This is a genomic window from Pedobacter ghigonis, assembly GCF_903166585.1.
Lineage (GTDB): Bacteria > Bacteroidota > Bacteroidia > Sphingobacteriales > Sphingobacteriaceae > Pedobacter > Pedobacter ghigonis.
In genome coordinates this window covers 80,934-99,284 of the sequence record NZ_CAESCM010000016.1, presented here as the reverse complement: position 1 = coordinate 99,284, position 18,351 = coordinate 80,934, and the positions used below count along the sequence as shown (strand labels likewise).

The window sequence follows — 18,351 nt, the reverse complement described above, 5'->3', positions numbered from 1 at the left end:
ATTTTAGTGGCAGTCCCTTCGGAGTCGTCATTGCGAAGTGCAACGAACTCGAGAACCACGCAGTGATCAGCGAAGCTAAATCTGTCTAAATAGATCTCTCCATTTCGCTGCGCTTCAGTCGATAGCTATCGGATCGAGATGACGGATCTTCTATGGGTGGGAAAGCGCATTACTTCAGTTTCAGCTAACGGTCGTTGTAAGATTGCTTTCCCGATTAAGCGGGAAAGGCTGTCGTTCCTCCTCGCAATGACGATAATTCTATGAGTTTATGTCAATGGTAACGGCTCAAAGGACCTTCACTATTCTCTTATCTAACACACTCCCACAATTAACCAATTAACCAGTTAAAACAGTTAATCTTTTATTTAGCACAGTTAACCCTTAATACTAGTCAAAACAATTAACCATTTATTCGCTGCAAAATATTCTTATTGTTTACTTTTGTTCCAATGTCATTACCACTTACCAACCATACTTTAGAAAAACTGGAAACCCTTCTTTTAGTGATGGGCTATAAGGTGCGTTACGAAAAGGGAAATTTTAAAACTGGTTCGTGCCTGCTCGAACACAATAAAGTAATTGTGGTAAACAAGTTCTCCAACCTCGAAGGTAAAATTGCTGCCCTGGTTACACTGGTAAAACAAACCAATGCCGACGAAAACCTGCTCGACGAAAAGCAACGCCAGTTTTACCTCTCGTTGCAACAAACCGAATTGTTTTAACGAATAGCCTGTACATAAGTTCGAATGTAAAAATATTATTCATTTGTTTAGTATATATAAATTTTGTTTACTTATTTGATTTCTAATCCTTAGTTTTGGTATTCATCAGAACAAGAAAAAATGAATCTCTTTAAACACACATTTTTAGCCGTTTTATTAATTGCTACGGTTGGCAGGGCTACTGCGCAACAAGCACAGCGTGTAGTTATTATTGGTTTTGATGGCTTTAGCGCCGAAGGTTTTAAGGCCATTAAACATCCCAATATCGATAAGCTTTTTGCCGATGGGGTGGTTTCGGTAACTACAAGGCCGGTAATGCCATCGGTAACCTTACCCAACTGGACCAGCCATTTAACAGGCTCAGGGCCCGAAGAGCATGGCGTAACCAATAACAGCTGGACGGTAGCCAAGCATGAACTGGAACCGATCGATAAAGATGCAGAAGGCTATTATCCTTCTATATTTAAGGTATTGAAAGAGCAGGTGCCCAATGTTAAAACAGCCTATTACTGGAACTGGCTGGAGCTGATTAACTCGATGAACAAAAAATATCTGGACGAATCGGCTTTTGAAGAAAAAGATGCCTATACGCAAAACTATGAGAAGGCCATTAATTTTATGGATGCGAACAGAAAAGACCCTACGCTGGTTTTCCTGTACAGTGTGCACACCGATCATGCCGGCCATGGTTTCGGCTGGATGGGTCCTGAATATGTTGCTGCGGTTGAAAAGGCCGATGTTGCGGTAGGTGATTTAATTAAGGCATTGCAGGAGAAAGACTTGTTTAAGAACATTCATTTTTTACTCATTACCGATCATGGCGGTATAAATAAAGGCCATGGCGGTACAAGCATGCGCGAAATGCAGGTGCCATGGGCTGCAGTAGGACCTAAAATAAAGAAATTGGGTTTAACAGATTTTTACAACAGCAATAAAAATACAGCGCTGGTTGTGGCCAGGTTGTTTAATGTTAAAGAAGATAAACTGCCAAAATCGTGGACAGGTGTTGCACCAAAAGTGATATTTAAATAAAAAGCTTTAAATTGCAGCAAAATAGCCCGTTCACTTTTATAACTGCAATTTGAAGATCACATTTTTAGGCACAGGTACATCTCAAGGCGTTCCCGTAATCGCTTGTAAATGCGACGTTTGTCGTTCTACAGATAAACGGGATAACCGTTTAAGAACATCTATTTTAATAGAAACGGCCGATAAAACCATAGTAGTAGATAGTGGCCCTGATTTTCGTTACCAGCTTTTACGCGAAAAAGTTGAAAACCTCGATGCAGTTTTATTTACGCACGAACATAAAGACCACATTGCGGGTTTAGACGATATCAGGCCCTTCAATTATTTATTGCACAAGATTATTGATGTGTATGCTACCGAAAGGGTGCAAACCGCATTAAAAAGGGAGTTTTATTACATCTTTGCCGAAAAAAAATACCATGGCCTGCCGCAGATTAACCTGCACACAGTAACCAATGGCGAAGATTTTAAGATAGGAGAGACCACCGTTACGCCTTTTGAAGTAATGCACCATTTGCTGCCCATTAGCGGTTACCGCATAGGCGACTTTACCTACATTACCGATGCTAAAACGGTTTCGGAAGAAAGCTTTGCGAAAATTAAAGGCACGAAAACATTAGTAATTAACGCTTTGCAAAACGAGGCACATATTTCGCACTTTACATTGGCCGAGGCGAGGGCTTTTGCAGAGAAAGTGGGCGCAGAGATCACTTACCTTACGCACATTAGCCATAACCTGGGCAAACATGCCGATGTGGAAAAAGACTTGCCCGATTCGATCCGTTTGGCGTATGATAGACTAAAAATAGAATTGTAAATCATTGTTTCGAAAATCCAAAATTAAATTATATTTGCAGCACAAACCTAGGTGGCGATCCCGATAGCTATCGGGATGGTAGACGAGATATTTAAATTCGGAAATGATTTAATAGTATAAACCCAGGTGGCGAAATTGGTAGACGCACCATCTTGAGGGGGTGGCGCTGGCAACGGCGTGGCAGTTCGAATCTGCTTCTGGGTACGCTTTTTGATGAAAAACCCCTGTAAATTAAATAGTTACAGGGGTTTGCTATTTGCTTACATACCGTTTTACATACTATACAACGATCCATTAACAATCATGTACAGAAAAATTCAAAGAAAACTACTAGAATTATTTTGTGTGATCTCGGTCGTAGCTATAATTCTAATTAACTTTGTTTGGGCTGATATTCCAGAGAAGATTGATAACAGATTTGAAATAGGTTCCTTGCTGAATAATTTAGCTTTAGCTTATCTATCTAGCTACATATTTTACCTGGTTGTCGTTGTTAGCAAAGAAAGGTTGGCGAAACGGAGTGTTTATTCATTTGTTTATTCAAATACCCAAAAGTTAGTTGAAAGTGGATTTGAAGTTTTCGAAATTATTCAAAGAGCTTAAAAGGGTGATAAGCTATCATTTGAGGTTCGCACTTTAACTTTTGATAATTTTGATTTACTATCTAGAAAAGTTAAGATTAATTCGACATCAAACACATTTTTTATTAGTAATGGGGGCTTATATCCGGGTATCACAGGAAAGCTAGTATATGATGCTGGGTTTGTAATGGTAAATAAAATTATTGATGAAATTTTAATTTTTAACTTTTATCTAGACCCCGCTTTTATAGCGATCTTGGCGAAAGTAAAAATGCATCCCTTTCAAACCACTGTAAAACAATTAAATAATATTGCGAATATGGGAACATTCAATTTTTATAAGGATCATATATACAGTTACTTACTATTGTTCCGGGAAATTGAGAAATATAACAATGAATTCAATTTCAAATATATCCGGTTGAGTAGATTTGAATAAACCACTCATATAAATATGAAGGGCTCCTGTTCTCGTGCAGTATTCCTTATGTTAGTGTGTGTTTTGGCTTACTAATAACCAGTCCGCAATGTTTTACCAGTATAGGAATTTGAAGATTATCTTCCATTTTCGCTCCCTCTCAACTTTGGATTGCTTTCCGGGTGTTCACACTGCTCCCCGCAATAATAGAAACCTTTTCAACCAGGTGAATTGATTTTATTTAGTCGAACCTTAGATGTTGATGTGGAAAGGTTTGTTTGTCCGCATTGTGAAACTTAAACTGAACTGGGTGAGGCTTTACATAATTAATGTACGCCACGAACGGATCATGCAAGAAGGGAATAACTACAAAATACTGGCCTTCAAGGTTTATCTCTTTTTGCACCCTTTCCATTGAACATTTAGACCGAAAAAGCTGGCCACTATGCGCGAAAACAGGTGGATACTATTGCCGAAATCCCCACTCCAACGGTTAAAAATGAAAATGCTGTGCTTGCAGTTGGACCCTCAGCGAGAGAAATAAAAAATACGGTTACAAAAACAGATAATAGTTTTTTCGCACGTCTAATGCGGATGTTTAAAAATTAGTCTGGTCTCAGTTGGTGCAAGCTTTTGAGATTTGGGTAAGTGAGAGCTTGAATAAATATTCTAATTGTTGGCCGGAATTAATCTATTGATTTAAAAAAGGCACAAGTCTGGCTACTACATAAACCCAGGTAGCCAAAACTTGCGGCAGTTTTGTTTTTTAGGTTGAAATATTAATTCAACACGGTTTCTACAATTTTATTCAAAAGGTTTTGTCTCATTTTCGAATCTCTTTTATTGATGAGGATAATTAAACCCCAATTTTTAACCCTGTTGTAAGCTATAATAGACGATTGACCCATAGAATCTCCTGTTTTTAAGTAAATGGTGTTTTTATCATCGGTTATAATGTTGGTTCCTAAACCCATTTCTCTTTTTTCGTCTTTGTAGTAAATTTTTTCGGTTAATAATGCAGCTGCCGAGATTGTGTTTCCTGCTGTTAAAACCGCTTTCAGGTAGCTTATCATATCAGTGGCGTTAGCTTTTATTAAGCCAGCAGGTGCAGTAATATTCCATTTAAAAAATTCCTGAGCACCCCCATCAGGGTTGTAACCTGTTGTGATGTTTTTTACATCAAAATCCTTTGTTAAGGTATTGTTCATTTTGGCGGGCTTTAATATTTTTTTCCTGATGATTTCGTCATAGCTTTTATGGTATACTTCTTCTAAAATTTGTCCCAGTAAAGTATAACCTATGGTCGAATAACGGTATTTACCATAGTCAATAAGCGCGCTGCAATTATTAATTATCGCACTCAATGAATCGGCTGTGATGCTGTTTACAGGCTGTTGCGGGTTTAAAGCTATTAATTTGCCGAAATCGATATCAGGTAAACCCGATTGATGCGAAGCCAGATCAGATATTTTGATTTTATGCTGCAGGTTTTGCTGTAAAACATACTGCTTAGGCAGGTAGCTATCGATATAATCATTGAGCTTCAATTTATTTTCAATAGCTGCCTGGGCAATCATATTTGAAGTTAATATTTTAGTAACAGAAGCAATTTCGAAGATCGAATTTCGATCAATATCAGTAGCGCTTTCTTTGCTCAGTTTACCATACGCTGTAAAAGATACTTTGCCATTGTTAATCAATCCAACACTAATGCCAATGGCCGGATTTTGTTCATAATTGCTTTTTATAATTGAATCGACTTGTTTAGCAACATCTTGTGCAAAAGTTGAATTGCCGATGAATAATAATGCTGCGAAAAATTTAAATGAAGTTTTCATTGTACCGTATTTTAGGTTAAAAATTTATTTCGTTACAAATATGTGGAGCAGGTTAAAACTGTGCGACCGAGTAAATGCAATCGAACGCTTTTGTTTTAAAAAAATGGTACGAATGGTTTAATCAATAAGTACGAGTAATTACAAACGGTTGTTTTAGAGGTTTTTGCGGTAGTTGGTTGGGGTGTATCCGGTATGCTTTTTAAAAGCCGTATTAAAAGAAGATTTTGAATTAAAACCAACTTCATAAAGGATTTCAAGAACGGTAAGTTTTGTTTTTGATGGATCTTTTAAAATTACCATTGCATTTTCGATCCGGTAAGTATTTACAAAATCATAAAAATGTTGTCCCAGCTGATGATTGATCAGTACTGATAATTCACGAACCGGAACATTGATTTCTTTAGCAATATCCTGAATGGTTAAAGCCGGATCGAGAAAGGGCTTTTCATCACTCATGTATTGCTTTAGCTTTAAAATATCTTCATTTAAAGCCTCGGGCGCCAGCAATTGCTGTTCTAAAACCAGATCCGATACCAGTTTTAATTTCGAATCGATTTTTCTAAATAAATCAGGATGATTTAAGGCTTTGAATAAATACCAGCAAATCATAAACAGGTTAAATACTGATATTCCAATCTTTATCCATTCAGAAATGTAGGGATAATCGGAAAACTTAAGCGCGTTTTTTAAAATGGCAATTAAATATAAAAAGCTGAGTACGCTTGTAAACTGAAATACCCAATGATAAGCATTAATACTGGCACCTGCATAATTTTCGAGATAGAGCTTTTTCGCTTTTTTTAGCAGCATAAAAATAGCTGCCAGATAGATTACGATTTGAAAGAGGAGCAGCACATGATTGAACTGAAGTTCGATCATATTTCGGCGGTGGGCAATAAAGTTGATTTTAGCAGCAGTATCTACCATATAAAAACGAGGTAGTAAAGTTGTGTTAACTACTAAAAACGGGATTAGATGAAGTAGATATTTGGGTTTAAGCTTAAAATCTGCATAACAAACAGATAAAACGTACAGATAAAAAACAGGAAGCTGTAAAAAGGCAAGTGTAGTTCTGAATATTCCCAGATTTGAAGGGCCATCAGTAAATAAAGGATGGCTAATATCTACTGCATTTAATAATAAAAAAGCAGCAAACAATACATTGCTTATTTTGTGTTTGGTTTTAACCGTAAGCACAAAAAATGTAAGCAATACCGAAACAAACAACGAAATGGTGGTTACAATAATTAATAAATTGATGTTATCCATTAATTATTTTCTTTGTTCATCATTTTTTATGAATTTTTAAGCTTCCGGGTAATGTTGCGCAACATGTTAAGCTTTACTATTATTATCCCTTTTGCCCTTGCGGCGAATTTAGCTAAATTTTTTGCAAAATAAATGCTACCTGAATTCCTTGCTATACGCCTAAAAGCTGGCAATTGTTTGGGCTGTGTTTAAGCAGTGTGATAAGATCATTTACGTTATTTGGTGCAAAGCCGGCTCATTGCGTAATATAAATAATGGGATAACCCTACCTGCTTGCGGCCTGGCACCTGTAATGGGGGAGTGTTAGTTACGATAACGAGCAGGACAGTTTCCAAAGCGTTTGGTTTTTACCAAACGCTTTGGAATGCTATGTTTAAGGATGTATAATGGCCCAGCCTTGTTGCTGACGGATGATGAGCTCTCCGTTTCCACTGGGAACAAAAGAAATAAAATCAAAGAGTTCGTCTTTTGAAATGTTTCGCTCCCTCAGCGTGTTTTCGCACTCTGCCAGTATTACGCCTGCCTTTTGCAACGCCAGCAGCTGCTGCTCGTATGCCGACCCTTTCTTAAATGCGGCTACGCCACCACCATGTACAACCAGTTCGAGCTCCAGTTTTCCTTTTAAACGTGGGTCTTCTAGTGCATTCGAAATATTCTTTAGTGTACCTATTATTTTTTTGTCATCATCAGTGTTGAGCTGATAAACCGCTTTATAATGTTTGGCTGTGGCCACTGCACCGTGGAAGCTTTTGGGGTCGGTTTGCTTTTGCTGGGCAGATAAATTTAAGCTTAAAAAGCTGAATACCACTATCGGGAGTAATTGGTAATTTTTCATGTTGTTGTTTATAAATTTTTAAGATGGGCATTTTTAATGGGATTAAAAGGGCCGTATTTATGTTGTACTTCAGTAAATTGATCGGTATAGGGCCCAAAGGGAAAGTCTATTGGCTTTTTCGAATTATCCGACCAGTCGCTGTGCTGATCTTTATGTGGCCGCGACTGGCTGTTTACGAAGGCCGCCAGGTCCCACGATTCTTCATCGTTGAGCAGCTGGTTTTTATAACTGGCTCCATAAGGCATATTATTTTTAATGTAACCCGCAAAATTTGAAAGCCTGTAAAGACCGGCTGCATCATTGTAACTATCTGGTCCCCATAAAGGCGGATAGGTGAATGTTTTTTTGTCTGCAGCGGGCAGACCTTCGCCATTGCGGCCGTGGCAGGAAACGCATTTAGCCTGATAGATTAATTTTCCTTTTAAGGGATCTGCTGCACGCATCATAAAAGTGAGTTTTTGGATACCACTACCCTGAGGCGAAATTCCTTTTTTCACATCACTTCCCAAAAAACTGATATAGGCAATCATGGCTTTCAGCTCCCTGCTTGTACTATCGGGCGCTGTACCATTCAGGCTTCTCTCAAAGCAATCTGAAATGCGTTTAACTATGGTTTCTTTTGTGCCCGACCTGGCCCTGAATTTGGGATAGGTAGAAAATACAGCTGCGTAATTGTTTCCAAATGGTTTAGTTCCCGCATCCAGGTGGCAGTTTTGACAGTTCATGCGGTTGCTGTGCTTACCTACTGTACCTTCGGGCCCGAGATATTTGGCTGTGTTGGCAATCAGTTCCCGGCCATAACTCACCAGTTCTTTCTCCTGCGGATCGTTAATGGCAGCTACATCAGGCGACTTCCAGATTGGCACCGGTTGGCTATCCTGCTTTTTTTCTTTCCGGTTAGTATTTCTTTCAATCAAAAACGAAGCATGTTGGTTTGTCCTTGTTAAAACTAAAGCTATAACAAGGCCTAAAAGTATCACCGTAAGGATGCTAACCGTAATTAAAATTTTGCTGATCTTTCGTGGTAATTCTTCCATTCGCTGCTAGCCGATATGATTGGGATACAAAATAATGGCTAATCTCTGCATCTTCGGTTAAAATTCCAATTTCTTATCTGCAATTACATTATTGGCTGTTTGTTTTCTTGGTTACCCGTAGAACTCCTGCTGAAGACTGCGGACAGTTCGGTGTCAGGCTTCTCTAAGAGAATCGCCATTTCGGGTGGATTGCAGCGCAGTCGGGAACAACGTAGTGTACATTTAAGCTACCATGCATCATGTCAACACTTTATTTACAAAATTTACAATATTATTTACAATCCAAATTCGTTGCGCCGATGCATATCAAGGTAGATTCGCTTTATCAATTCTAATCGGATCAATAAATAAAAAAATATGAAATACCTACACGTATATGTTTTGTGCTTAATGTTTGTTTTGCTCAGTTCCTGTGGACGAGATAAAACAGAGGCATCGGAGGATAGCACTAAGCCAACAGCGGCCAGTGCCGAAGTTAAAGACATAGGGCCTAACATCATGGTGCGCAACATCAAAAAGGGTAGTAATGGCACCATTTTAATTGCTGGCCCCAACAACTTATTGTATGGTGATGTTTTCAGATACGATGCCCGCCAGCCCGAAGGGAAGGAGAAATCTTTTATTAACCTTAGTAGTAAAATAGGTTCGCACCGGTTCTGGGATGTGCTGGAAGACCGAAAGGGAAATATCTGGTTCGCCACTACCGATTCGGGCGTTTATTACTACAACAATTCGGCTCCGCTCGGTGCAGGCGCTAAATCCATTCAGCATTTTACTACCAAAGATGGACTTGCTGATAACCGGGTGATGACTGTTTATGAAGATAAGGCCGGCAATATTTGGTTCGGCACCGGAGCTGGAATAAGTCGTTACGATGCCAGCCTGCAGAAAGCGCAGGGGAAATCATTTCAAAATTTTAAATCTCCAAACGTCCCGCTTTTTTATAAAGACGCGCGTTTGAATAATGATATTACCACAATCCTGGAAGATAAAACAGGGAAATTGTGGGTGGGCACAAGGGGCGATGCCTTTGTTTACGACGGGAAAAAGTTTACCACTTTAACGCATAACGGCCAGCCCTTTCTCGATGTTTGGAGTATCATAGAAGATAAAAAAGGCAATATCTGGCTCAGCGGTTTCAATGGTTTTAATGTAAGCCAAACCGGTGGCCTCTGGCGTTACGATCCAGCTACATCGCCCACCACAGGCGGCGGTACTTTTACCAAGGTATCGCAAAGAGCTGCCTATGCTATAATTCAGGATAGAAAAGGAAACATCTGGACTACGGGTGCTGTAAATCCTGCTAACTCGAGTGTGCAGGCGCTTTCGCGCTACGATGCAAATAGCTTGTATAGTAAGCAGCCCAGGGTAACCGAAATCATGTCGGGCAAGGCTTTCTTCGGGCTGTTGGAAGCTAACGATGGAAATATTTGGTTTGGAGATGCTACCGGCGTGTATCGTTACGATACGAGCCTGCCGGATGGACAGGGAAAAAACATCACCGACTTTTATAATAAAGGGGGTAAGAAAAAGTACAGCATCGATACGAAACAAAGTGCTATTGTATGGCAAGGATCGATGTATTTGGGTGGATGGGAAGGCACTAAGTTAATTAGTGATGGCTCCTGTACAGGCAAGGTAGATATCTTAAAAGGAGAATTGTCGATCGAAAACAGTCTGTTGACAGGCGGCGCTGTTGAGGTGGATATGAATACCATCGAGCAGATATTTGAAGATGAAGGCCCACACAATAAATTGCCTGATTTTTTTGATGTTAAAAAATTCCCTGTTTCTACCTTTGCCATTACGAAGGTTGAAAACGGTAAGCATGAAAATATAAAAGTTACAGGTAAGCTCAACATCGAAGGTATTACCAAGACCGTTACTTTTCCTGCCCAAATGCATTTTAAAGATGGTATGGACGGAACTGTAGAGGTAAATGGCGCATTGATCCTCGACCGGACAGATTGGGATATTTATTACAGATCGGAAAAGCGCTTTGATGAGTCCGGCGATTTAACCATTTCGAACGACGTTAAATTCTTTATCAAAATCGTAGCGAAAAAATAATAACCTAAAAACGCTTAACGCCAAGACTCAATCAATCGTCGGGATTGCTTCGGGCTAAGCAAAAGCCTTAACAAGAAATTGTTAAGGCTTTATTTTTTATCGACATTGCTAAATTGACAATGAAAACCTGCCGTTTATTTTCATGTTGATAAAGTAGCTATATGAGTTGGCCTTGAATACATTATTGATATCCAGTTGTTGTTTCTAATTATCCCAACGGTTGGATAAGCTTTTATGCCTATAGTTTTAAAAGTAAGCTTTTTAAATAAGGGCAGAAATAGTTACATTAGTAATAACCTGTAGTTTTACTAACGTTCAACAATAAACATTCGAGGTGAAATTAAAAGTCCAGGCCGATAAATGTTAAATATTCGCTCATCTATAGCCAAAATATCAAGGGTCATACCAACAGGAGGAAGTCTTCCGGTTGTAGTGATGGCAGATAACCTCGAGGATTATGTTTGCAAATATGATTTTGGTACGAAGTTGATTAACGAATACCTTGGACATCAGTTTCTACAACTATGGGAAATCGGGGTCTTTTCAGCTGCATTCGTAAATATTAAACGTGATCATGTACCTGCAGAAATCTTAAACGGTAGGATTCAGGGCCACCTTTTTGATAAGCCATGCTTTGGCTTGCAATATGAAAACAATGCCTTGAGTGTTAACGACATCATTATTGGTAGTTCGGGAGACCGCTATGAGCTGGATAAATTTGAAGACAGGTTTAGCCTTATGGATATTGGCCTTTTTGATTTATGGCTGGCTAATGATGACCGCAATCAGAACAACTCAAATTTGCTGTTATTGGAAAACAGATTGGTGCCAATAGATCATTCCAATTTGTTTGATGGCGACGGTTTGGGGAGAGAACTCTCGCCTTTAACCTGGGAAGACAGTATAATACATTCGGATATTGCGAAAGTGCTCCTGAACAGTAAATTAAAACGCGAAGCCAGGCATCAGCAGTTATTGGAACAATTTCCTATCTTTGTAAGCAGATGCAGGCAGGCGCTCCCTGATCTCATCGCAGGTATACCCAATCAATGGTGCAATGATAAAGCTTTACTTCGAGAACAGATAACTTCTAGTGTGATGGACAACCAGAAATGGTTGGATCAAACTATTTCTTCATTTTCCGAACTAATTCATAACTTTAATCGTTAAGCAATCAATGAAAACTTTTTATTCCATATTATACTGTACAATTCGTCCTAATTTGGATGAAAAGGTAAGTATTGGCCTTTTTATGGGAAATAGTGATGAATGCAGGTTTCAGTATTCATTAGAAAAGCTTCATGTTATTAAGGATCTTTTCTCTGATGCAGCCTTTAATACAATCAAGTTTAGCCTCAAATCACTCTCAAGTTTATCTTTAGAATGTGCATCAGATGCCATGGGCGCATTTAAAGGGCATAAGGTTTTAAGTGGTGATTATTTTGATTACCTCTCACGTTATTCTCAGAACCTGATCACTTATTCAAAGCCTGTTGAAATTGATGTAGAGGTTGATAATACAATATTCGATACGCTTTTCGAAAAATTTATATTTAATCTCCCTAAGAACATTCTCCATAAAACCAGGCCAATGGAGCAGGTAAAACGCATATTAAGTAAATCTATTGCCGATCACGTTAATTTTGATGTAGAGCTAAGCGGAGCTGATATTCCTGGGCTTATTGTGCCCGCTAAGTTGTGGTTTATCGGTAAAAACGATGTACAGGTAACCGGTGAGACAAAGGATTTTAATGGTCTTCCTCATATCATTCAACAGCAGGTAAATGCGCACCTGTATCTGATCGAGAAAATCAGAGATACCGCTGCCGGGAAGAACGGGCATTTCTTTTTTATTGCCGATGAACCAGGTAAAAACTTACCAGAAAATCATAAACTCTGGAAAGCTGTAAAAGAATCTAAGTTGCTTGATGTGGTACCTACTGGTGAGATCGGAAAGGTGGAGGAGTATATGAAAGTGCATGGTGTAGCTCCGTTATTTACACAAGAACCTGTATAAGCATATTATTAAAGCTGCTGCAAGGCTTTTTTCACCGTTTCCTTATTCGGCTTAGAAATGGGGATTTTTTCTCCGGAGCTTAACAGCAGGACCCCGCCATCTTCTTTTAGCCAGCTTTTTACATACCTGGGGTTAACCAAATGACTCTGGTGTGTTCTTAAAAAACCATTCGGACGCAATAAATCTGCATATTCTTTAAGCGATTTAGAAACCAGTATTTTTTCATTGCCCGCAAGGAAGAAGTGGGTGTAGGTATTATCTGCTTCGCAACGTACAATTTCTGATAAGGTAACATACCTGATTTCGCTTTGCATTTGCAGGGCAATTTTGCTCAGGTTAGTTTCGGGTTTTTTGAGTTGTTGCAACAAAAAATCGAGTTGCGCAGCAGTTTGTGTGGCCAGTTTGCGGTCGGCTTTAATTACCGCATCTTTCAATTCTTCAATATCAACAGGCTTTAAAAGATAATCGAGCGCTGCAAATTTTACCGCCTGTATGCCGTATTGATCGTAAGCAGTAACAAAAATAACTTCGAAATTACGCGTTGGGAGCTGTTTTAATACCTCAAAGCCAGTTTCATCGCCCATTTGAATATCCAGAAACACTAAATCGGGCAAATATTTTTGAATCGCATTAACCCCATCGCTTACATTTTGTGCCGTTGCAATTATGGTAACCTGCGGGCAGTGCTTTTGAAGCAATGCCTGCAGGTTTTCTAAGTTCGAAATTTCGTCGTCTATTAATACTGCTCTCATCATACTGTAGTGAATGTTGTTAAGGTAAGGGTTTTTAACCACACCTGCCCGGCCGTTCAGGCGGGGATGGACACAGATAAACACGGGTTTTGATGCGTCCTTTTTAGCTGTGGTTAAATTATTTTTGTTATCCCTGATGGTTTAAATTAAGCGCATGGTATTAGAGCCAGTCGCTTAGTGTTAAACTTATTTCAGTGCCGTTCTGGCTTGATTGTATGGCCAGGGTAAAGCGATTTTCTTTATAAATATCATTTAGGAGGGCTATTCTGTTATTACTAAGTTGAAGCCCTAAGCCATTGTTCTTTTTACTGGTATCAAATCCATTTCCATTATCGTTAACGGTTAATACCAGATCGTTCTTTTGCCGGGCAAAAGTGATGGTAATTTTTCCATCCGCCGCTCTTTTCGATATGCCATGTTTTACCGCATTTTCTACAAAAGGTTGCAGCAGCATGGCCGGTATTTCGGTAATGTCTAAATCGGGGCTTTCGCTATGCTTAATTTCGTACTTAAAGCCAAAGCGCAATTGCTCCATTTGCAGGTAATCGTTCAGCAAAGTTTTCTCTTGCGATAGGCTGACCAGCTCTTTATCATCCAGAACGTTGCGGGTTAAGCGGGCAAATTTAGCCAGGTATTGGTTGGCATTATCAATGTCGTTTTTGTTCATTAAGTTTTGAATACCAGAGAGCGCATTAAACATAAAATGCGGATTTAATTGCGAACGGATGGAGTTAAGCTGCAGTTTTGCGGTGTTTGTTTGCTGCTCATTTTCTAAAAGCTTTTTTTTGTTCCGTTTTTTAATGTAGTAGAGGATAACAAGAAAGACCAATCCGATTGAAAGGGCTACCACAACAGCGTATATTAAGAGTTCCTGTTTGCTGTAGTTCTCCTGATCTAAAGTGATGGCAAGAGTATATCTGACTGTATATTTTTCCATTTCCTTTGGCGACATGTTAAAACGGGAAAATGATGAGGGCTGAATGATAATTTCATAATCACCCGATTTTTTGAAAATATTTTTGTCGATTTTCAGGTACGGTGAAAATTCATTTGTTTCAGTTACGTAGCCGCCATATTGCCAGGCTGTTGATTCGAAAATGATTTTATTGCTTTGCTTGTCTTTAATTGAGGTATAGTAGAGATAATCAATATCAGATTTGTCTTTAACAATGGTTAGCTCATCGTCTTTTTCGGTGAAAGTAAGCTTTGTTCTTTCCTTGGGGTCGATTGTTGGGCTATAGCTAACCCCATTGTCAGTTGCGAAGCGCTTTAAGAAAGCTTTGATCTTTGCCTTTGGAATTGGCTTGCCGTAAAGAACTGATTTTTCAATATCTAGCGGTTTTTCGGTGCTGTAAACTAATACAGTAATGATTTTGCCTTTTACAGGAAAAACACCGAGTGTGGTAGACCGAAATATTTCTTCATCCCCTCCGGCATGGGTATCTTCTAGCTGTGCTTCGTTAATTGGTTGATTTACCAGCAATGGTTTATTATCGGATATTATGGAGTACCGGAAGTGTTGTATTTGGATATGCTTTCTAAAATTAATCGAGATACTTACCTGGTTTACTTCGGGTATATAACTAAAGTAAGTATTCGGTTGATTGGGAAATACATTGGCGTAATAGACATTTTTGGCCGAACTGTCTACAGACATGAGCAGTCTTCCACCGGCGGGGTATATGCGATTAGCGTTAATACCTTTTTGCGCATTTACCGTAGATAGTGCGATGATAAAACTGAGAAAAGCAAGTGTTATTTTTTTCATAATGTTAAGTTGATTTTCATCAAACTTGGGGCAATAATAGCAAAACTAAAACCATAAAACAGGAAACATCGTGTTTGAAATAGCAGGGGCCTTGTTTTGTGCAGTATTTGGAAAGGCTGCAGCAAAGCCCGCCTGTTGAAGCAGACGGATATAAAAAAAGCGCCTTGAACTTTTAGAAACAAGGCGCTGATGAGGCTATAACTTAGGCTGTTTATTGTGCCGAAACAGTTTCTGCTTCGAAAACATTTCCAAAATGCCTGAAAGTTTCGTTGGCTGCCTGTACCGCTTCGTTTTGCTGTTCGGTACCTGAGGCCGATTGGTTTAATACTTCGATAAAACGGCCCCACATCATGCCGGTTGCTTCGCCATAACCCGAGAAGAAAGAAACACCTTCGGTAATGCCACCTTTTGCCAGCATTTGAACAATAATGCTGCCACCCATAATCGAACCTTCGAGTACGTATAAGGCTCCAAGCGCCTGCACTGTGTTTTCGATTTGCGGAACGGTTGTAACAGGTAAGTTTTCCAGATCGCCGCCCAGGGCTAAAATATCGGCTTTAATGTGGTTCGAATTTCTTCTGTCGGCATAATCGGGTAATACCGGTGCGGTTATAAAAGGTTTAATACTGGCTTCGATATGGCTAAAGTAGGCATAAAAATGTCTCAGCAAATCGGCATAATCGGCATTGCTGCGGATAGATTTTAGTTTTAAAATTACTTTTTTCTCTAAGTTCTGGTGTTCGGCTTTGGTAGCCTCTTTAATTATTGTACTTAACATGTGCTTTAAATTTATGTTTTGAATTGATTTTTTTTGATTTTAATCCCGGTATAAACGATAGGTGAGGCCGAGCAAAAATACCCTTCCCGGTTGCCCGGGCATAAGCCGGTCGGTATAGTTGAGTATATTATCGGCAGTAAGCCTGATACTGAAATGTTGTTTCATCAGTTTCTTTTCTACAGCAGCATTAAAAAGGAAAAAACCATTTACAAAAGTATCATAACGATCAATAAACTGGTTGCCGTTTCGGTCGCCAAATGGATATTTACCCCTGTAATTTACGCGCAGGTTAATGCTGGCATCCCATGGGCGGTAATTGTAAAAGGCTTTTACGTTAAGCATATGCCACGATCGGTTTTCGATGCCCCAGTAATCGGCGGTGCCCGGTGGGTACGATTTGCCTGTAGCCGGATCGTGGATATTCTGGTTGTAAGGATAATGCCCGGTTTTAATGCTATCGATTACGCTGAGGTCTTTGGCAATAAGGTATTGGTAACCGGCCCCAATTTCTAAATCTTTTAACAAACTAACCGATAAAGAAATATCGACACCCTTGTTTACCGCTTTCGGCAAATTTTGGTAAGTGTAAATGTTCCGGTTGCCGCTACCGGTAGCAATTTGAATGGCATTGATCTGGTTGCGCAAACTGTGATGAAAAACACCGGCCTCGATTTTAATATTTTCTTTTGGATTCCAGGCCAGACTTAAATTAAGCGAAGTATTTTTTTCGGGCTGCAGGTTTTGATCGAGCTGGTTTAACAGGAACTGCCTCATTTCGCTAATCTGGCCTTGTGCCTGCAACTGTGCCAAAGTTTGTCGCAGTACTTCGTTGCCAATAACGAGGTAATTGGCTGTAGGGTTGTAAAATACAAGGTATCTCGATTTAAAATCGGGCGCTTTAAAACCAGTTCCTAAACCTGCTTTAAAAGTAAGTTTGGGCAATACTTTATATTGTAAACCAATGCTGGGGTTTAGCCTGCTGCCATAAGCATTGGTTAAATCGTAACGCAAGCCACCTACCAGGCCCGTTTTAGTACTTAGCTGCCAATCGCCCTGTAAAAAGGCAAAACCTGTGCTAATGGTACCCGGATTGGTTAAAGAAACATCGTTCATGGTTTCGAAACTTCCGCCCAAGCCGCCTGTAAATTTCAGTGTATTGCTAAAGCCATAGGCAAACTGCTGTTCAAAGCGGTGCAGGTTTTGTACAAATACATCCTGCGTAATGTTGCTGCTGCTTTGTTGCCAGGCCACACTTTGATCTGACCTGAAATTGGTAAAATAATAGCGGCTCATGCTGCGCAAACCCGATTGTGCCTGATGATCGAAGGTAAGCGAGAGGTTAAGGTCTTGTTCGTCCTGGCTATCGTTAGAGATGGCACCAAGGCCGAAATCTTTAGCCATAAACGATTTGCGTAAACCATAACGACCGCTGAAACCCGCCGTGCTGTTGGGTGTAAGGCGGTAACGCAAGCGACCCTGTAAAGCATAATTATCGTAGGGTGGGGCAGTGGTACCCAGCTGTATGTATTTGGGGTTGGTGTTAAAACCATCGGTGCGGTAGTAATTGGCAGATAGGTTGGCGCTTCCCCTTTGATGATCGAAAGGTGTTTCTCCCTCGAGTGTAATATCGGCAATATTTAAACTGCCGTAATTGGCAGCGATTAAGGCCTGTGGCTGCAAGGCACCGTAACGGGTAACAATGTTGATGGCACCGCCCAGCGCTTCGCTACCAAACAGGCAGGAAGATGCACCCTTAATAATTTCGATGCGCTCGATATTGGAAACACTGATGCGCGAAAGATCGAAATTACCGCTGTTACGCCCCACCATGGGTTGTCCGTCAATCAAAATCATGATGTACTCGCTGCTAAAACCCTGCATTTGCACACCTACCGAGCGGGCACCACCGCCAATGTTGTTAACTATGGCCATCCCGGTTTGTTCTTTCAATACTTCATCCAGTCTTCTGCTGCCCATCAGCTCAATGGTACGCCGGTCGATTACGGTTACAGGCATGGCACTGCGTTCCATTTTAATCAGGTTATCGGGTGCCGCACGACTGCCGGCCACTGCCACCTCGTTCAGGTATTGCAGATCGTCGGTTAAAGTAATTTTCAGGTTTGTATCTGTGCCGTTAAGCTTAATTTGCTCCTGGTGGTTAATTTTGCCCACCATACTTACGGTTAGCTGGTAGCTGCCCGCAAAAATTTTGTTAAATGAAAAGTTACCCTTAGCATCTGTCTGCGCCGTGTGTCCATCGGGAGCCAGGCGCACGGTTGCGCCTTGTAAAGCTTTACCGCCAGCATCGGTAATGGTGCCTTTCAGGTTAGCATAATCCTGCGCAAACAGGTTGCTTTGGCAAATGATGAGCAGGTATAATATCGAAAAGTATTTTAACATGTTGTTTTGTTGCCGGGCCT

The 18,351-nt window shown here is 40.0% G+C and carries 15 protein-coding genes and 1 tRNA gene; 8 read left to right on the top strand and 8 right to left on the bottom strand.

Annotated features, from left to right (window positions below):
- Positions 1 to 449 precede the first annotated feature (449 nt).
- From HWV58_RS20375 to HWV58_RS20355, 5 genes are all read left to right on the top strand, one after another.
- A complete protein-coding gene (locus HWV58_RS20375) occupies positions 450 to 722 on the top strand; it encodes a hypothetical protein (protein ID WP_175635854.1) in 273 nt (90 codons plus the stop codon).
- A gap of 120 nt (positions 723 to 842) precedes the next feature.
- Positions 843 to 1,754 carry an alkaline phosphatase family protein gene (locus HWV58_RS20370; RefSeq protein ID WP_175635853.1) on the top strand — a complete coding sequence of 304 codons (912 nt, stop codon included), beginning with the start codon at positions 843 to 845 and terminating at the stop codon, positions 1,752 to 1,754.
- Between the two features lie 49 nt (positions 1,755 to 1,803).
- Positions 1,804 to 2,568: an MBL fold metallo-hydrolase gene (locus HWV58_RS20365; protein ID WP_175635852.1), complete on the top strand. Its 765-nt coding sequence runs from the start codon at positions 1,804 to 1,806 to the stop codon at positions 2,566 to 2,568.
- 120 nt (positions 2,569 to 2,688) lie between these two features.
- A tRNA-Leu gene (locus tag HWV58_RS20360) sits at positions 2,689 to 2,772 on the top strand.
- Between the two features lie 99 nt (positions 2,773 to 2,871).
- The gene (locus HWV58_RS20355) at positions 2,872 to 3,171 is read left to right on the top strand and encodes a hypothetical protein (protein ID WP_175635851.1); all 300 of its coding nucleotides are present in this window, start codon (positions 2,872 to 2,874) and stop codon (positions 3,169 to 3,171) included.
- 1,175 nt (positions 3,172 to 4,346) lie between these two features.
- Here HWV58_RS20355 and HWV58_RS20350 read toward each other — a convergent pair.
- The 4 genes from HWV58_RS20350 to HWV58_RS20335 form a co-directional block, all read right to left on the bottom strand.
- Positions 4,347 to 5,405: a serine hydrolase domain-containing protein gene (locus HWV58_RS20350; protein WP_175635850.1), complete on the bottom strand. Its 1,059-nt coding sequence runs from the start codon at positions 5,403 to 5,405 to the stop codon at positions 4,347 to 4,349.
- 153 nt (positions 5,406 to 5,558) lie between these two features.
- Positions 5,559 to 6,674 (bottom strand): helix-turn-helix domain-containing protein, encoded by a 1,116-nt coding sequence (locus tag HWV58_RS20345; protein WP_175635849.1) that lies wholly within the window; start codon positions 6,672 to 6,674, stop codon positions 5,559 to 5,561.
- 373 nt (positions 6,675 to 7,047) lie between these two features.
- Positions 7,048 to 7,509 (bottom strand): DsrE family protein, encoded by a 462-nt coding sequence (locus tag HWV58_RS20340; protein ID WP_175635848.1) that lies wholly within the window; start codon positions 7,507 to 7,509, stop codon positions 7,048 to 7,050.
- An 8-nt stretch (positions 7,510 to 7,517) separates the two neighbouring features.
- Positions 7,518 to 8,426, bottom strand: a complete 909-nt coding sequence (locus HWV58_RS20335) for a c-type cytochrome (RefSeq protein WP_217707036.1) — start codon at positions 8,424 to 8,426, stop codon at positions 7,518 to 7,520.
- A 477-nt stretch (positions 8,427 to 8,903) separates the two neighbouring features.
- Here HWV58_RS20335 and HWV58_RS20330 point away from each other — a divergent pair, with 477 nt between their 5' ends.
- The 3 genes from HWV58_RS20330 to HWV58_RS20320 all read left to right on the top strand — a co-directional run bounded on the left by HWV58_RS20330 (position 8,904) and on the right by HWV58_RS20320 (position 12,633).
- Positions 8,904 to 10,616: a two-component regulator propeller domain-containing protein gene (locus tag HWV58_RS20330; protein WP_175635846.1), complete on the top strand. Its 1,713-nt coding sequence runs from the start codon at positions 8,904 to 8,906 to the stop codon at positions 10,614 to 10,616.
- A gap of 360 nt (positions 10,617 to 10,976) precedes the next feature.
- On the top strand, positions 10,977 to 11,786 hold the full coding sequence (locus HWV58_RS20325; protein ID WP_175635845.1) for a HipA family kinase: 810 nt from the start codon (positions 10,977 to 10,979) through the stop codon (positions 11,784 to 11,786).
- A gap of 7 nt (positions 11,787 to 11,793) precedes the next feature.
- Positions 11,794 to 12,633 (top strand): hypothetical protein, encoded by an 840-nt coding sequence (locus HWV58_RS20320; protein ID WP_175635844.1) that lies wholly within the window; start codon positions 11,794 to 11,796, stop codon positions 12,631 to 12,633.
- Between the two features lie 8 nt (positions 12,634 to 12,641).
- Here the strand turns inward: HWV58_RS20320 and HWV58_RS20315 are convergent, their stop codons facing one another.
- The 4 genes from HWV58_RS20315 to HWV58_RS20300 all read right to left on the bottom strand — a co-directional run bounded on the left by HWV58_RS20315 (position 12,642) and on the right by HWV58_RS20300 (position 18,331).
- Positions 12,642 to 13,388 (bottom strand): LytR/AlgR family response regulator transcription factor, encoded by a 747-nt coding sequence (locus HWV58_RS20315; RefSeq protein ID WP_235972783.1) that lies wholly within the window; start codon positions 13,386 to 13,388, stop codon positions 12,642 to 12,644.
- Positions 13,389 to 13,545: 157 nt separating this feature from the next.
- On the bottom strand, positions 13,546 to 15,153 hold the full coding sequence (locus HWV58_RS20310; protein WP_175635843.1) for a sensor histidine kinase: 1,608 nt from the start codon (positions 15,151 to 15,153) through the stop codon (positions 13,546 to 13,548).
- Between the two features lie 211 nt (positions 15,154 to 15,364).
- Complete coding sequence (locus tag HWV58_RS20305; RefSeq protein ID WP_175635842.1) at positions 15,365 to 15,931, bottom strand: biliverdin-producing heme oxygenase; 567 nt, start codon at positions 15,929 to 15,931, stop codon at positions 15,365 to 15,367.
- A 39-nt stretch (positions 15,932 to 15,970) separates the two neighbouring features.
- The gene (locus tag HWV58_RS20300) at positions 15,971 to 18,331 is read right to left on the bottom strand and encodes a TonB-dependent receptor (protein WP_175635841.1); all 2,361 of its coding nucleotides are present in this window, start codon (positions 18,329 to 18,331) and stop codon (positions 15,971 to 15,973) included.
- Positions 18,332 to 18,351 lie beyond the last annotated feature (20 nt).

Coding starts and splice junctions, on each gene's coding strand:
- HWV58_RS20310 (WP_175635843.1), bottom strand. CDS start 15,153: ATGAAAAAAATAACACTTGCTTTTCTCAGTTTTATCATCGCACTATCT.
- HWV58_RS20340 (WP_175635848.1), bottom strand. CDS start 7,509: ATGAAAAATTACCAATTACTCCCGATAGTGGTATTCAGCTTTTTAAGC.
- HWV58_RS20325 (WP_175635845.1), top strand. CDS start 10,977: ATGTTAAATATTCGCTCATCTATAGCCAAAATATCAAGGGTCATACCA.
- HWV58_RS20370 (WP_175635853.1), top strand. CDS start 843: ATGAATCTCTTTAAACACACATTTTTAGCCGTTTTATTAATTGCTACG.
- HWV58_RS20330 (WP_175635846.1), top strand. CDS start 8,904: ATGAAATACCTACACGTATATGTTTTGTGCTTAATGTTTGTTTTGCTC.
- HWV58_RS20355 (WP_175635851.1), top strand. CDS start 2,872: ATGTACAGAAAAATTCAAAGAAAACTACTAGAATTATTTTGTGTGATC.
- HWV58_RS20305 (WP_175635842.1), bottom strand. CDS start 15,931: ATGTTAAGTACAATAATTAAAGAGGCTACCAAAGCCGAACACCAGAAC.
- HWV58_RS20375 (WP_175635854.1), top strand. CDS start 450: ATGTCATTACCACTTACCAACCATACTTTAGAAAAACTGGAAACCCTT.
- HWV58_RS20300 (WP_175635841.1), bottom strand. CDS start 18,331: ATGTTAAAATACTTTTCGATATTATACCTGCTCATCATTTGCCAAAGC.
- HWV58_RS20320 (WP_175635844.1), top strand. CDS start 11,794: ATGAAAACTTTTTATTCCATATTATACTGTACAATTCGTCCTAATTTG.
- HWV58_RS20315 (WP_235972783.1), bottom strand. CDS start 13,388: ATGATGAGAGCAGTATTAATAGACGACGAAATTTCGAACTTAGAAAAC.
- HWV58_RS20345 (WP_175635849.1), bottom strand. CDS start 6,674: ATGGATAACATCAATTTATTAATTATTGTAACCACCATTTCGTTGTTT.
- HWV58_RS20350 (WP_175635850.1), bottom strand. CDS start 5,405: ATGAAAACTTCATTTAAATTTTTCGCAGCATTATTATTCATCGGCAAT.